Origin of the sequence: Pseudacidovorax intermedius, from assembly GCF_001476815.1 — a bacterium.
GTDB classification, from domain to species: Bacteria; Pseudomonadota; Gammaproteobacteria; order Burkholderiales; family Burkholderiaceae_C; genus Xenophilus; species Xenophilus intermedius_A.
Genome location: NZ_LDSL01000030.1, coordinates 90,648 through 105,175, shown reverse-complemented (window position 1 = coordinate 105,175; position 14,528 = coordinate 90,648). Strand labels below are relative to the sequence as shown.

The 14,528-nt window shown below is 70.0% G+C and carries 14 protein-coding genes and 1 tRNA gene; 8 read left to right on the top strand and 7 right to left on the bottom strand.

Annotation, left to right across the window (positions count from 1 at the left end):
* Positions 1 to 58 precede the first annotated feature (58 nt).
* Positions 59 to 535 (bottom strand): DUF3237 domain-containing protein, encoded by a 477-nt coding sequence (locus NS331_RS04410; RefSeq protein ID WP_058640818.1) that lies wholly within the window; start codon positions 533 to 535, stop codon positions 59 to 61.
* Positions 536 to 634: 99 nt separating this feature from the next.
* Between NS331_RS04410 and NS331_RS04405 the strand changes: the two genes are divergently transcribed.
* Positions 635 to 1,435 (top strand): helix-turn-helix transcriptional regulator, encoded by an 801-nt coding sequence (locus tag NS331_RS04405; RefSeq protein WP_193758043.1) that lies wholly within the window; start codon positions 635 to 637, stop codon positions 1,433 to 1,435.
* 109 nt (positions 1,436 to 1,544) lie between these two features.
* On the opposite strand, the gene NS331_RS04400 is transcribed toward NS331_RS04405, so the two are convergent.
* The 3 genes from NS331_RS04400 to ompR form a co-directional block, all read right to left on the bottom strand.
* On the bottom strand, positions 1,545 to 2,504 hold the full coding sequence (locus NS331_RS04400) for an aldo/keto reductase (RefSeq protein ID WP_058640790.1): 960 nt from the start codon (positions 2,502 to 2,504) through the stop codon (positions 1,545 to 1,547).
* Positions 2,501 to 3,913, bottom strand: a complete 1,413-nt coding sequence (locus NS331_RS04395; protein WP_082702249.1) for a sensor histidine kinase family protein — start codon at positions 3,911 to 3,913, stop codon at positions 2,501 to 2,503. Before NS331_RS04395 ends, NS331_RS04400 begins: the two co-directional genes overlap by 4 nt.
* Positions 3,914 to 4,002: 89 nt before the next feature.
* Positions 4,003 to 4,734, bottom strand: a complete 732-nt coding sequence (gene ompR / locus NS331_RS04390; RefSeq protein ID WP_058640789.1) for an osmolarity response regulator transcription factor OmpR — start codon at positions 4,732 to 4,734, stop codon at positions 4,003 to 4,005.
* Between the two features lie 176 nt (positions 4,735 to 4,910).
* Here ompR and NS331_RS04385 point away from each other — a divergent pair, with 176 nt between their 5' ends.
* Positions 4,911 to 5,255, top strand: a complete 345-nt coding sequence (locus NS331_RS04385; RefSeq protein WP_058640788.1) for a hypothetical protein — start codon at positions 4,911 to 4,913, stop codon at positions 5,253 to 5,255.
* Positions 5,256 to 5,361: 106 nt separating this feature from the next.
* Positions 5,362 to 6,042, top strand: coding sequence for an SIMPL domain-containing protein (locus NS331_RS04380; RefSeq protein WP_242873648.1), 681 nt, complete (start codon positions 5,362 to 5,364; stop codon positions 6,040 to 6,042).
* A 76-nt stretch (positions 6,043 to 6,118) separates the two neighbouring features.
* Here NS331_RS04380 and NS331_RS04375 read toward each other — a convergent pair whose 3' ends face one another.
* Entirely contained in the window at positions 6,119 to 6,889 is a 771-nt protein-coding gene (locus NS331_RS04375; RefSeq protein ID WP_058640786.1) for a 3-hydroxybutyrate dehydrogenase, read from the bottom strand.
* Between the two features lie 67 nt (positions 6,890 to 6,956).
* Between NS331_RS04375 and NS331_RS04370 the strand changes: the two genes are divergently transcribed.
* Both NS331_RS04370 and NS331_RS04365 read left to right on the top strand, forming a co-directional pair.
* Positions 6,957 to 7,919 carry an alpha/beta fold hydrolase gene (locus NS331_RS04370; RefSeq protein WP_058640785.1) on the top strand — a complete coding sequence of 321 codons (963 nt, stop codon included), beginning with the start codon at positions 6,957 to 6,959 and terminating at the stop codon, positions 7,917 to 7,919.
* Positions 7,920 to 8,019: 100 nt separating this feature from the next.
* Positions 8,020 to 10,152 (top strand): RelA/SpoT family protein, encoded by a 2,133-nt coding sequence (locus tag NS331_RS04365; RefSeq protein ID WP_082702248.1) that lies wholly within the window; start codon positions 8,020 to 8,022, stop codon positions 10,150 to 10,152.
* Positions 10,153 to 10,324: 172 nt separating this feature from the next.
* Here NS331_RS04365 and NS331_RS04360 read toward each other — a convergent pair.
* Positions 10,325 to 10,401: transfer RNA gene (locus NS331_RS04360), tRNA-Val, on the bottom strand.
* A 210-nt stretch (positions 10,402 to 10,611) separates the two neighbouring features.
* Here NS331_RS04360 and NS331_RS04355 point away from each other — a divergent pair.
* Together NS331_RS04355 and phaR are read left to right on the top strand one after the other, a co-directional pair.
* The gene (locus NS331_RS04355; RefSeq protein ID WP_058640783.1) at positions 10,612 to 10,974 is read left to right on the top strand and encodes a hypothetical protein; all 363 of its coding nucleotides are present in this window, start codon (positions 10,612 to 10,614) and stop codon (positions 10,972 to 10,974) included.
* A 77-nt stretch (positions 10,975 to 11,051) separates the two neighbouring features.
* Positions 11,052 to 11,630: a polyhydroxyalkanoate synthesis repressor PhaR gene (gene phaR / locus NS331_RS04350; RefSeq protein WP_058640782.1), complete on the top strand. Its 579-nt coding sequence runs from the start codon at positions 11,052 to 11,054 to the stop codon at positions 11,628 to 11,630.
* Between the two features lie 51 nt (positions 11,631 to 11,681).
* Here the strand turns inward: phaR and NS331_RS04345 are convergent, their stop codons facing one another.
* Positions 11,682 to 13,592: a hypothetical protein gene (locus NS331_RS04345; protein WP_153012741.1), complete on the bottom strand. Its 1,911-nt coding sequence runs from the start codon at positions 13,590 to 13,592 to the stop codon at positions 11,682 to 11,684.
* Between the two features lie 268 nt (positions 13,593 to 13,860).
* On the opposite strand from NS331_RS04345, the gene NS331_RS04340 reads away from it, so the two are divergent.
* On the top strand, positions 13,861 to 14,442 hold the full coding sequence (locus tag NS331_RS04340; RefSeq protein ID WP_082702247.1) for a lipocalin family protein: 582 nt from the start codon (positions 13,861 to 13,863) through the stop codon (positions 14,440 to 14,442).
* Positions 14,443 to 14,528: the final 86 nt, after the last annotated feature.

The following is a 14,528-nucleotide window of genomic DNA, read 5'->3' as shown; positions in this document are numbered from 1 at the left end:
CTTGGAAGTGTTCTGCGGCGGGATGGGAAAGGGGGCGAGGGCGGGGCGCAGCCCGGTCTCACGCCAGCACGAAGAAGCGCATGACGACCTGCGACGGATGCCGCACGCCGCAGCCGACGAACAGCCGTTCGGTGATCCAGCGCAGCGCGGGCGAATCGGTTTCGAAGCTGGGCGTGCAGCGGAAGTACACCTCCGACGGCTGCACCGGTTCGCCGCGCATCAGCCGGGCCATCACCTCGGGCGCGGCAGCGCGCACGGCATGGTTCTGCACGTAGATCAGATCGCCGGCGTCCGTCTCCAGGCCGTAGCGGGCGTCGAGCACCGAGCAGCCCTCGGTGGCGAAGCGCTGGAAGTCGGCGCCGCCGGGCAGCACGCGCGCCGTCCAGCCCTCGCCGCGCGCCGTGCCGCCCAGGATGGGCACCACCCGCCGCAGGCCCTGGGGGCCGCGGCCGAGCACGAGCGGCTGGCCCACGTCCACCGCCACTTCGGCGAAGTGCGACAGGGTGGGGGGCGCCAGCGGATCGTTGTCGGACATCATCATCCGGCTAGCGTAAGTCCGGTGGCGCGGGCACCCGGTCATCCCTGAGGATGACGGACTTCCCCCAATGACCCGGCCGCCCGTCCCGCGCCTGCCATGAGAACCTGGAGCCCCTCCCTGCCCGCCGGCGCCAGCGCCCATGCGCTGCTGGCCGCGCGCATGCCCGAGGTGGTGCCGGCGCTGGGCGAGACCGATTTCGGCCCGCGCCTGCTGCGCGCCGTGGCGGCGACGCTGCCGGTGGCCTCCTTTTCCATCTACCGCACGGGCGCCCGCCCGGCCATCTTCACCAGCGGCAGCCTGGGCGTGCCCGACACCACGCGCGACTGCTGGCGGGCCTACCTGTCGGGCCCCGTGCAGCACGACCGCACCTTCCGCGACGGCGAGACGGCGCCCCTGCGCCTGTGCCACATCACGGCCGGCGAGGTGCCGCCGGAACACCGCGCCAAGGTCTACGACGCGCACGGCGTGCGCGAGCGGGTGTCGGTGGTGGAGCGCGAAGCGTCGGCGGACGGCGCGCTGTTCGCCGTCAACTTCTACCGCCACGACGGGCAGCGCCCGCTGGCCGATGGACAGCTGGCCGACTTCGGCGAGGCTGGGGCGCTGCTGATGGCGCTGGCGCGCAAGCACGTGGCGCTGGCCGGGCCGGCGGCGGCGCCCGCCTCACCGGCCCAGCGCCTGCTGGCGCGCTGCCCGGCGCTGACGCCGCGCGAACTGGCGGTCTGCGAACGGCTGCTGCGCGGCATGACGCAGGAGGGCATCGCTGCGGACCTCGGACTGGCGGTGCCCACCGTCAAGACCTACCGCAACCGCGCCTTCGGACGCCTGCGCATCCACTTCAGGAGCGAACTGTTCGCGCTGGTGCTGGCGCCGGAGGAGGGCGCGAGCGCGCAGGGCTAGGCGGCGCTGGCCCGGGCTTCGACAGGCTCAGCCCGGACGGGTGTGGGTCATCCGCCGCGCGTCGAACGGCTGGCGAGGCTCGACGCGCCCGTCCTGGGCGGCAAGGGCATCAAACCTGCTCGGCGCTCGCCTCGTCCAGCCGTTTGATCTGCTCGGGAGCCAGCTTCAACTGTGCCGCCGCCACCAGCTCCTGCAGTTGCGCCAGCGAGGTCGCCGAGGCGATGGGGGCGGTGATCGACGGCCGGGCGATCTGCCACGCCAGCGCGACCTGGCCCGGTTTGGCACCGGTCTCGGCCGCCACGTCGTCCAGCGCCGCCAGGATCCGCCGGCCTCGGTCGTTGAGGTAGGCCGCCACGGCACGCTCGCCGCGCGTGCTGCGCGCGGCGTCCGCGGCGCTGCGGTACTTGCCCGTCAGGAAGCCCATGGCCAGCGCGAAGAAGTTGATCACGCCCAGCTGCTGCGCCTGGCACAGCGGCTCCAGCTCGGCCTCGTACACCGCGCGGTCGTACAGGTTGTAGAGCGGCTGCAGGCTTTCGTAGCGCGGCAGACCCAGGCGTTCGGACACGGCCAGTGCCTCGGCCAGCCGCGGCGCCGTGTGGTTCGACGCACCGATGGCCCGCACCTTGCCGGCCCGGATCAGCTCGGCATAGGCGCCCAGCGTGTCCGCCAGCGGCGTGTCGGCATCGTCGTCGTGCGACTGGTACAGGTCGATGCAGTCGCACTGCAGCCGGCGCAAGGAGGCGTCGACCGCCTCGCGGATGTAGCGCGGCGACAGCCCCTTTTTGCCTTCGCCCATCGGCTTGCCGACCTTGGTGGCCAGCACGATGCGGTCGCGCTTGCCGGAGGCCCGCAGCCACTTGCCGATGATGGTCTCCGACTCGCCGCCGGTGTGGCCCGGCGCCCAGATCGAGTACACGTCGGCCGTGTCGATGAAGTTGAAGCCGGCATCGACCCAGGCGTCGAGCAGGCGGAACGAGGTCGCCTCGTCCACGGTCCAGCCGAAGACGTTGCCGCCGAAGGCCAGCGGCGAGACCTGCAGGCCGGAGCGGCCGAGTGGACGGAAGTTCATGTCAGTGGCGTGGGCGAGGAGGGCGTGGGCCGCCGCTCGGGGGGGGCCGCATTGGCGCTGTGCGCGCGCTGCAGGCGGATGTGGGCCGCGAAGCCGCGGCCCGGCGTGCTTGTGAGCGCGAAGGTGCCGCCCATGCGCTCGATGTTCTTGGCCACGATCGACAGCCCCAGGCCGGCGCCCGCGGCCGAGGTGCGGGCCGCATCGCCGCGGAAGAAGGGCTTGGTCAGCTGCGCCAGCATCACCGGCGCCACGCCAGGGCCGTGGTCGCGCACCTTGATCAGCACCGCCGTCGGTTGCGTCTGCGCCTGGATGTCGATCTGCGTCACGTTCATGCCGGGCGTGCGGCCGTAGCGCCGCGCGTTCTCCAGCAGGTTGGACAGCACGCGCTTGAGCTCCACCTCGTCGGCCAGCACCATGGCGTCCGGGGGCACGTTGATCTGGAACTCCAGGTCGTCCTGGTCGCGCAGCGGGAACACGCTGTCGTCCACCATGTCGCGCAGCCGCAGCGGCTGCAGCCGCACGTGGTCGGGCCGGGCGTAGTCGAGGAACTTGTCGATGATGCCGTCCAGCTGCGCGATGTCGGCCGCCATGTGGGCCCGCGCATCCTCGTCGGCCACGCTCATCTCGGTCTCCAGCCGCAGGCGGGCGAGCGGCGTGCGCAGGTCGTGCGAGATGCCGGCCAGCATCACCGCCCGGTCCTGCTCGATCTTGGCGAGCTGGTCGGCCATGCGGTTGAAGCCGATGTTGACGGCGCGGATCTCGTTGGTGCGCGCATGCTCGTCCAGGCGGTGGGCCTCGTACTCGCCCTCGCGCACCTGCGTGGTGGCACGCGAGAGCTGCTTGAGCGGCCGGTTGATCAGCCGCGTGATCAGCGCCGAGCCGGCCAGCGACATCATGCCGGCGGTGATGAACCATGCGAGCCAGGTGCGGCCGCCCACGCGCGTGAAGCGGGTGGGATCGAGCAGCAGCCAGTACTGGTCGCCGTCGATCGTGAAGCCGATCCACAGGCCCGCTTCGCCGTTGACTTCGCTGGCGATGGTGGTGCCTTCGCCCAGGCGGCGGATCAGCTCGTCGCGCACGCGGCGGTCGAGCGCGCGGTCGGTATAGCCCTCGTACCTGTCGCGCGGCTCGCGCGGCACGATGCGCACGCCCTCCTGGTCGGCCAGCGTCTTGATGAGCGACACGCGCGTGATGGCATCCGAATACACCAGCGCCGCGCGGGTCAGGTTGACCAGCGACGCGATCTGGTGCGCCGTCTGCACGGTGCGCGGTTCGTCCTCGAAGGCGCGGAAGGTCTGCAGCCAGCCGTAGATGCAGCCCAGCAGCAGCAGCGTCAGCAGGAAGAAGGTGCGCCAGAACAGGCTGAAGCCGAGCCTGAACCGGCTCTTGCCCCGCGCGCGCTCGGACATCTCCAGCGGCGACGGAAGGGTGCCCTGGGTCGAATCGATGGGGGGTGGTCGCCCGGCGGACGGGCTGGCGGGGGCCGCAGGCGGCACGGTCAGGCGTTGCCGTCCGGCACGAAGACGTAGCCCACGCCCCACACGGTCTGGATGTAGCGCGGGGCGGCGGCGTCGGACTCGATCAGCTTGCGCAGGCGCGAGATCTGCACGTCCAGGCTGCGGTCGAAGGGCTCGAACTCACGGCCGCGGGCCAGCTGCGCCAGCTTCTCGCGCGACAGCGGCTGGCGCGGATGACGCACCAGGGCCTTGAGCATGGCGAATTCGCCGGTGGTCAGCGACAGTTCCTCGCCGTCCTTGCGCAGCGTGCGCGACCCGAGGTCGAACTCGAAGGGCCCGAAGGTCACCATCTCGTTCTCGGAGGACGGCGCGCCCGGCGCCTCCTGTGGCGGGCGGCGGCGCAGCACCGCATGCACGCGGGCCAGCAGCTCGCGCGGGTTGAAGGGCTTGCCCAGGTAGTCGTCGGCGCCGACTTCCAGGCCGACGATGCGGTCCACGTCCTCGCCCTTGGCCGTCAGCATGATGATCGGCGTGCGGTCGTTGGCGGCGCGCAGGCGGCGGCATACCGACAGTCCATCCTCGCCCGGCATCATCAGGTCCAGCACGATGAGGTCGACCGTGTCGCGCAGCAGGATGCGGTTGAGCGCCTTGCTGTCCTCGGCCACGATCACCTCGAAGCCCTCCTGCGTCAGGTAGCGCCGAAGCAGGTCGCGGATGCGGGCGTCGTCGTCGACGATCACGATCTTGTCGGTACGGGTCTGGTTTTGAGTCATAGGCACGACAGTTCTGGATGCAGATTTGTAACAGAGCCGATTGTGTCGGTCGAGTTCGCCGATTCGGCTGGATCAGGGCGAGGCCTGACACGACGTTACACAACTTGCGCGTTCTCGCGTGACAGCAAAGTTCGCGCATTGAAGCGGTGGCAGAGTGTGGACTCATGACGAATGCGATGTTCCCCCTGCGAGCTGCCGGCGGCCTGGGCATGGCGGTCATGCTGGCGGTTGCCGGCCTGTCGGCGGCCCAGGACGCGCGGGCCGCCGATGGTTCGCGCTGGCCGGCGCGTGCCGCCCAGAACGAGCGGCAGATGATGGACGAGCAGGCCGCCGAGGCCGCCATGCGCCAGCTCTCGCCGGCGCAGCGTGCCGAGTTGCGCGAGCAGTTGCGCAGTGAGTGGAACGCACGCCATCCCGGGGACGGCATGGGGCCCGACGCCAGTTCCGCGCGGGCCGACAACAGCCCGCCGCGCCGCGGCTGGCAACTGCCTTCGCTGCCCTGGCGGGAACCGCGGCCCTGACGGGCGCTCCCACCTGTCGTCTTTCTTCCAGTTTCTTTCCATGAGGATCTTCTTGACCCCCTTCCGCATTGCCGCCCGCACCCTCGGTGCCGCCACCCTCGTCGCCCTGTCCCTCAACGCCGCCGCGCAGGAGTCGCCCCTGCCCGGCGGCTGGGCGCCACCGCAGAACGTGCTGCAGCTGTCGGCCAGCGGCACGGTCGAGGTGCAGCAGGACACGCTGACGATGACGCTGGGCACCACGCGCGACGGCACCACGGCAGCGGCGGTGCAGACCCAGCTCAAGACCGCCATCGACGGCGCGCTGGCCGAGGCGAAACGCCAGGCCCAGCCGAGCGACATGGAGGTGCGCACGGGCGACTTCAGCCTGTCGCCGCGCTACGACCGCAACGGCAAGATCAACGGCTGGCAGGGCAGCGCACAGATCGTGCTGGAGGGCCGCGACTTCGCGCGCATCGCCCAGGTGGCCGGCCGCATCGACAGCCTGAGCGTGATGAACGTCGGCTTCAGCCTGAGCCGCGAACAGACGCGCAAGCTGGAGGCCGAGGCGCAGGCCCAGGCCATCGACAACTTCCGCCGCAAGGCGGACGAACTGGCCCGGGGCTTCGGCTTCTCGGGCTACACGCTGCGCCAGGTGTCGGTGAGCGGCAACCAGGGCATGCCGGTGCGGCCGCGCATGATGGCGGCCGAGGCGATGGCCTTCAAGGCCGATGCGGCAGCGCCGGTGCCGGTCGAGGCCGGCAAGGCGGCGGTGACGGTGAACGTCTCGGGTTCGGTGCAGCTCAAGTAAGGCAGGCGGCGACGCGTCTGATGCGTTCGGGCGCCGTCGCCCGCATCGCGCCGGGGGCAGGGTAGGGCCGCCGGACTTACTGCGCCGTCCAGCCGCCGTCCATCTGCCATGCCACGCCGCGCACCTGCTCGGCGGCCGGCGAGCACAGGAAGACGGCGAGCCCGCCCAGCTGGTCCACAGTGGTGAACTGCAGCGAGGGCTGCTTTTCGCCCAGCAGGTCCTTCTTGGCCTGCGCCACCGGGATGCCTTCGCGGGCGGCGCGGTCGTCGATCTGCTTCTGCACCAGCGGCGTCAGCACCCAGCCGGGGCAGATGGCATTGCAGGTCACGCCGGTGGTGGCGGTCTCCAGCGCCACGGCCTTGGTCAGGCCCACGATGCCGTGCTTGGCGGCCACGTAGGCGGACTTCTGCGCCGAGGCCACCAGGCCGTGGGTGGAAGCGATGTTGATCACGCGGCCCCAGTTGGCCTCGCGCATGGCCGGGATGGCCAGCCGCGTGGTGTGAAAGGCGCTGGTGAGGTTGATCGCGATGATCGCGTCCCACTTGTCGGCGGGAAAGTCCTCGACCTTGGCCACGTGCTGGATGCCGGCGTTGTTGACCAGCACGTCCACCCGGCCGAAGCTGGCGGCGGCGAAGGCCATCAGGTCCTCGATCTGCGCCGGCTTGCTCATGTCGGCGTCGTGGTACTCGGCCTTCACGCCCAGCGCACGGATCTCCGCCAGTGGCCCGGCCGCATCGCCGAAGCCGTTGAGGACGAGGTTGGCGCCTTGCTGCGCCAGCGCCTTCGCAATGCCGAGACCGATGCCGCTGGTCGAACCCGTCACCAGCGCTGTTTTGCCTTGAAGCATGGGGCCTGTACTCCGCGATCAATTAGGATGACGCGAGCATTATCCCCAGCGCCCCGGAGACGACCGCATGACCCAGCCCAACCTCGACTTCGTGGACTGCGCGGACCCGTCGGGCGGCCATCGCATGGCCTACTGGCAGTGGGGCGACCCGCAGGCCGGCCACGTTGTGTTGTGCGTGCACGGTCTCACGCGGCAGGGGCGTGACTTCGATGCGCTGGCCCAGGCGCTGCTGGCGCGGGCGCGCGGCCCCGTGCGCATCGTGTGCCCCGACGTGGTGGGCCGCGGCCGCAGCGATTGGCTGGCGGACCCTGCGGGCTACACCTTTGCGCAATATCTCGGCGACATGATCGCGCTGTTGGCGCGGCTGCACGCGCGCGCGCCCATCGACCGGCTGGACCACGTGGGCACGAGCATGGGCGGGCTGATCGGCATCTTCCTGGCGTCCCAGCCCGCGTTGCAACCGGCGGCAGTGTCGCGGCTGGTTCTGAACGACGTGGGCCCGGCCGTTGAATTCGACGCCATCGCCCGCATCTCCGGCTACGTTGGCCAGGGCGGCGAGTACGCCACGGTCGACGAGGCCGCGGCGATGCTGGCCGGCATTTCGACAGGCTTCGGTCCGCACACGCCGGCGCAGTGGCGTGCGCTGACCGAGCCGATGCTCGTGCCCGCGCGACTTCGCAGCCCGGACGGCAGCCGCCGTCTTGCGCCGCAAGGGGAGGACGTGGAACTGGGTGCAGGCCCCTTCCGTCTGCACTACGACCCTGCGCTGGCCGTGGGCCTCAAGAGCTTCAGCCGCGAGGCCGCGGCGCAGGCCGAAGCCGCCGTGTGGGGCGCCTACGACCTGGTCGGCGCGCCCACGCTGCTGTTGCGCGGTGCGCAGTCTGATCTGCTGTCTCCCGCGACGGCCGAGGCCATGACGCAGCGCGGTCCACGTGCCACGCTGGTCGAATTCGAAGGCGTGGGCCATGCGCCGACGCTGGTCGATCCGGCGCAGTCCGAGGTCGTCGTGTCCTTTTTGATGGGCCCCTGAGCCGGGGCGAACAAGAATCGCAGGAGTGAGAGCGTCCGTGTCCGAGCCAGCCGTCGTTGAACATGCCTTGTCCGCCGCCACCGCGCAGGTCGCGCCCGGAATGGAGGACATGCTGGCCCGCGCGCGCGCCTTTGCCGCCCCGCTGATCGAGGGCGAGACGCTCGACACGGGCGAGAACACGCTCGCCCACGCCGATGCCGTGGCCGCCATCGTCGCCTCCATGGGCGGCTCCGAGGCCATGCAGGCGGCCAGCTATCTGGTGTATGCCTGCCCGCACCTGAACCGTCCGCACGAGGTCATCGCCAAGGTCTTCGGCGACAACTACGCCTCGTTGGCCCTGGAGACCACCAAGCTGGTCCAGGTACAGAAGCAGACCCGCGGCGTGGTGCAGATGGCCGACGGCAGCGGCGCGCAGACCGAGACGGTGCGCAAGATGCTGCTGGCCTTCTCGCGCGACCTGCGGGTGGTGATGCTGCGCCTGGCCTCGCGCCTGCAGACGTTGCGGCATGCGGCGGCGGTCAAGCAACCGGTGTCCGAGAGCATGGCGCGGGAGTCGCTGCAGGTGTTCGCGCCGCTGGCCAACCGGCTGGGCATCTGGCAGGTGAAGTGGGAGCTGGAAGACCTGTCCTTCCGCTTCCTGGAGCCCGACACCTACAAGCTCATCGCGCAGCTGCTCGACGAGAAGCGCGCCGAGCGCGAGGTCTACGTGGAACAGCTGCGCGCGCGGCTGGAGCGTGACCTCGCAGCGCAGGGCATCGAGGCCAAGGTGCAGGGCCGGCCCAAGAACATCTACAGCATCGTCAAGAAGATGCGCGGCAAGTCGCTGGACTTCGGGCAGGTGTTCGACATCCTGGCGCTGCGTGTGATCGTGGGCGACGTCAAGGACTGCTATGCGGCCCTGGCCTGGGTGCATGCGCATTTCCATCCCATCGTGGAGGAGTTCGACGACTACATCGCCCGGCCCAAGCCCAACGGCTACCAGTCGCTGCACACGGTGGTGCGCGACGTGGCGGGTGGCCGGCCGGACAAGCCCATCGAGATCCAGATCCGCACGGCCGACATGCACGAGCATGCCGAGCATGGCGTCGCCGCCCACTGGGCCTACAAGGAGGCGGGCGCGAAGGGCTACGCGGGCGTGTGGGCCGGTGGCGAATACGACGCCAAGATCGCCGTGCTGCGCCAACTGCTGGCCTGGGAGCGCGACTTGTCGGGCGGCGAGCAGGGCCGCGGCCTCTTCGACGACCGCATCTACGTGCTCACGCCCGATGCCGCCATCGTCGAGCTGCCGCAGGGCTCCACGCCGGTGGACTTCGCCTACACGGTGCACACGCAGCTCGGCCACCGCTGCCGCGGTGCGCGGGTGGATGGCGCGATGGTGCCGCTCAACACGCCCTTGCAGAACGGCCAGACGGTCGAGGTGATCGCCACCAAGGACGGCGGCCCCTCGCGCGACTGGCTCAACACCGAACTGGGTTACCTGGCCAGCCACCGGGCACGCGCCAAGGTGCGTGCCTGGTTCAACGCCCAGGCCACGCACGAGACCGTCGCCCGCGGCCGCGAGGCCGTCGAGAAGCTGCTTCAGCGTGAGGGCCGTACGGCCCTCAAGCTGGACGACCTGGCCACGCAGTTGGGCTTCCGCACGGCGGACCATCTGTTCGAAGTGGTGGGCAAGGACGAGTTCTCTCTGCGCAACATCGAGAACCTCCTGCGCCCGCCCGAGCAGCAGCCCGCCGCCGACGAGGCGCCGCTGATCCGCAAGTCGCGCGCGACCGACGGCTCCGGCAAGGGTGGCGTGCTGGTGGTGGGCGTGTCGTCGCTGATGACGCAGTTGGCCAAGTGCTGCCGGCCTGCGCCCCCCGACGCCATCGGCGGCTTCGTCACGCGCGGCCACGGCGTGAGCGTGCACCGGCTGGACTGCAGCAACTTCCGCATGATGGCTGCGAGGGACTCTGCCCGCGTCATCGACGTGGAGTGGGGCAGCGCCCGCGCGGGCGGCGACGTGGTGTATGCCGTGGATGTGGCTGTCGAAGCTGCGGACCGGCAGGGCCTGCTGCGCGACATCTCGGACGTGTTCGTACGCGAGAAGATGAACGTGATCGGCGTGCAGACGCAGTCGGTGCGAGGAACGGCCTGGATGACCTTCACCATCGAGATCGGCGACACCGCGCGTCTGACGCATGTGCTGGGCATCGTGGCCGGTGTGTCGGGCGTGAGGTCGGCTCGGCGGCGTTGAGCGCCGCGCCGCGGCGGCTTGCCGGGCTTTTGCATCGAATGGGGCGAGGGGGTGGAGACCCTCGCATGCGCCGCAAGCGCGAGGCGCCGCGCATACGGCGTCGATGCGAGCAAAAAAATAGCCCCTGATGGGGCTATTTCTTGTTTTCGTGTGCCTGGTTCACACACGAGATTGGTAGGCGCGATTGGACTCGAACCAACGACCCCCACCATGTCAAGGTGGTGCTCTAACCAGCTGAGCTACGCGCCTGTGTTTGTTCGAGAGGGTAGAGTATAGCGTGGTTTTTTCGATTCGCGCAAGCAGGCGAGCACGCGCAGAGAAAAAAGCTGGCGTGTCGCGGCAGGGGGCTGCGCCTGGGCGCGCTTGCCAACTTTCGACGCTTGTCGACGATGCATTTTGTTGCAAGTTGTGATACCTTGGCTGGCTCCCTCAACCTTCTCGCCACGACAGGGGCCCACCATGAGTTCGCCGACCGCCTTGCCCGACGACAGCCTTGCGCGGCGACGCACCGCCATGCTGCTTCGCCAGGCGCCGCTGGAGTTCGCTCGGGCGGTCTATGGCATCAACGACCTTGCCAGTGGGCGTTCCGGCACCTATGCGGCGCAGGACGTGGCGCGCGCCGAAGGCATGGGCGTGCTGGTGACGCGCGAGCGGGTGCAGCAGCGCGCGCGTTCCTACCTGCCGGTGGAAGGCCGGGAGCATTGCCCGCGCTGCTGGGTGTTCGCCGGTGCGCGCAGCCCGCTGGCACTTGAATCGAGCCTCGGCGGGAACTGCGAGGTCGCCCGTTGCGGCAACTGCGGCGGCGAGTACCCCAATCCTTGAGCCTGCGCGCCTGCGCCGCCTGGTGACGGCGTCGGGCAGGGTAAACCTGTGCGTGCCCGCCGGAGCCCCTCCCTAGAATGGCTTTCGATGTTTGCGAGGTGTGTGGCTTGAAGGATTCTCCAGTGCAGAGCAAGAAGGGGGCTTCCCGGGCGTCGGAACGGGTGATCAAGAAGTACCCCAACCGACGGCTCTACGACACGGACTCTTCCACGTACATCACGCTGGCGGACGTCAAGCAGCTGGTGATGGACCAGAACCTCTTCGTGGTGCGCGATGCCAAGACCGGCGACGACATCACCCGCAGCATCCTGCTGCAGATCATTCTGGAAGAGGAGGCTGGCGGCGCGCCCATGTTCACCGAACAGGTGCTGGCCAGCATCATCCGCTTCTACGGCAATGCCATGCAGGGCTTCATGGCGCCCTACCTCGAAAAGAACATCCAGGCCATGGTCGAGGTCCAGGCCCAGATGGCCGACAAGGCCCAGACCTTCACGCCGGAGATGTGGTCGCGCTTCATGAGCATGCAGTCGCCGGTGCTGCAGGGCCTGATGGGGACCTACGTCGAGCAGTCGAAGACGGCCTTCCAGCAGATGCAGGAACAGATGCAGAAGAACGCCGAGCAGGTGCTCGGCGCGTTCGGGCTCAAGCGGCCCTGAGCGTTCTCAGCCGCCGCCGGCTCAGGCGCGCGTGGCGGCGTCTCGCGTCGGTCAGGCGGCACGTCGCCCTGCGACGCGGCGGCTGCGCAGCGTGCGCAGCCCGAGCCAGATTCCGCACGTTCCCGGGACGATCACCAGCGGTGTGGCGGGCGATGCATAGAGCATGTTGACCGACGGGATCGACGTGGCTTCCAGATAGGCCAGCAGGGCAATGCGCGTGGCCACCGCTGCCGCCGCGCCCGCCAGCAGCACCAGCAGCAGTTCGGCCGCCGGGTCGCGGCGCCGCTTCTGCCGGAGCGCCACGCCCGTTGCGATTCCGAGGGCGCCCAGGACGAGCGCCACCGGCATTGCCCGGTGGTAGGCGGCGGCGAGCAGGGCCGCCAGGCGTTGCTGCGCCTCCATGCGTCTGCCCGGCAAGGTGCGCGAGAGGTCGCGCAGGCGCTCGATGTCGATGACGCCGGTGCCGGCCGGCAACGGCAGCCGTCCAGCCGCGAGCGGGTAGCGCCGGCCATCCACTTCCAGCTGGCAGGCCTGGGGCGCGCAGCCGCTGACGATGCGCAGGCGCCAGCCCGCCGCCAAGCCGGCCGCCTGCTCCTCGGCAGAGACGCGGCGCAACTCGAGGGTCATCGGCACGCTCTCGGCCTGGGGGCCGAGCAGCGCCATCTGCGGCAACTGGTCGCGGCCGGTGATCCAGCCCGCCGCCTCGTAGCGGTGGTGTGCCGGCCGGCTGATCGTGCCGACCATCTGGGACTGGGTGTCCAGATGCTCCGTCGCGCCGACGCTGGCGGGCGTGCCCCACTGGCCGTCGCCCAGTCGCGCGAGCATGCCGGCTATGTCGCGTGCGGCGTGGAGCGTGGCGCCGAGGCGCTGCGCCTGGAAGGGCGGCGCCAGCGTCGCGCGCGGCGGGCCGCAAGGAATGCGGCTTTGGTCGCAGGCTTCATTGATCTCGCTGGCCAGGCGATCGTAGAAGGCCTGGGTTTCGGCGGCGCTGCGATGGTGCCCCGCATTCCAGGCGGCGTCGCGCAGCGCCCACATGAACCAGCCGGAAAGGATCTCCGGGCAGGGCGACTGCCCGGTCTGCTGGCATCCGGTGCGGCGCCAGAGTTCGCCGACCGGCCCATCAAGGAAAGGTTGCAGTTCACGGGCGGCGGGGCTCACGGCGTAGGCCCGTGCGCGGGCGTCGGCGGGGAACACGACGTAGGGCTGCCAGCGGTCGTGCTGGATGCGGGCGAGCGCGCCATAGGCCCTCACGAACGCACCGCTCTGGAACTCGGTGGCGAGGAAGACGCCATACATGTGCCGGTTGGCGGCCTTGACGGACAGCACCACCGTCGCACCGGCGGCACCCATCAACAGAGCCGCCATGGCGAGCGCGCGCCCGCTTCGAAGCAGTGATGGCGCGGACCAGCGCGGGCGGCGTAGCTGGATGCGCTGGCGGCGCTGCCATTGCAGCGCGATGCCGACCGCCGCCATCGTGGCCAAGGCGGGCAGGATGGCGACGCCTTCCTCGCGGGTGATCCAGAACACGCCCAGGGCCAGTCCCGCACCGGCGGCGATGGCGGCACGCCGCCGGCAGCGCGGGGCGAAGGACCAGGCGGCCAGCGCCACCACCGCCAACATGCCCGAGACATAGAAGCCTTCGCGGATCACCCGCGCCAGCGAGGGATGCCACAACGCAGGATTGAAGGCGAGCCCGACGAAAAGCAGCCATCCCGCCCACGGCGCCCTGGCACGCCGGCCGAGTGCGAAGGCCAACGCGCCGCCGACCGCCAGATAGAGCGCCTGCTCGGCCATCTTGAGCGGCAGGCCCAGCCCGGCGCTGAGCGCGATGAACAGCGGGTAGCCCGCGCCCTTGATCAGCGTGGTCCGGTTGTAGTCGCCGAGCCACTGGCCGCCGGCGAGCGCGTAGGCCTGCTTCACGAAATGCGCGTCGTCGAAGACCGCTGCGGGATCGGCCACCACGGGAAAGCCCTGGCGCAGCCAGAGGCTGGCGGCGGCGACCAGCAGGTAGGCCGCGCAGAGGCACGTGCGGGAGTGGGACGAAAGAGAAGGGCGCATGGCAAGGGCAGGCGGGCGGGCGCCTGCCGCGATGCGGCGACTGACCTCCCTCGCCCGATGCTAGCCGCGAGCGCGCAGCATGCCGTCGGGCGAATTCCTGCGAATTCCGCCCACGCGGCCGTGGGCGCCGTCGGATGAGCGTCGCACCCTACATCTGTATGGAGCACATGCCATGGGCCGCAACCGAGCATCCAACGCACTGAGTCCCTCGTCGCGCAGACGGCTGCGCAATCTTTGCCTCGGTCTGGCGGCCGTCGCCATCCTGGCCGGCTGCGCGACGTCCAAGCCACCGATCCCACGCATGCAGCAGGTGGACCTGCAGCGCTTCATGGGGGACTGGTATGTGATCGGCAACATCCCGACCCTGCCGGAGCGCGATGCCTACAACGCCGTGGAGTCCTATTCGCTGGCGGCAGACGGGCGCATCGACACCCGGTTCCGGTACCGCGAGGGCGGCTTCGACGGCGCACTCAAGACCATGAATCCTGTCGGAACCGTGGTGCCAGGGACCGGCAACGCGGTGTGGGGCATGCAGTTCGTGTGGCCGATCAAGGCGGAATACGTGATCGTCGACGTCGATCCCGCGTACCAGCTCACGATCATTGGCCGCACGGCCCGCGACTATGCCTGGATCATGGCGCGGCAGCCTACGATCGCCGAATCCCGCTACGCCGCTGCCGTCGAACGGCTGAAGGCGCTGGGCTACGACACGAGCAAGCTGCGGCGCGTGCCGCAGCGATGGCCGGAGTCCTGAACACTTCTGTCGCCCGCAGCATCCCCCGCGTCCGTTCAGGTATGCGTCATCCAGTGTGCGGGGCCAATGCCACAATCGCAGCTTCG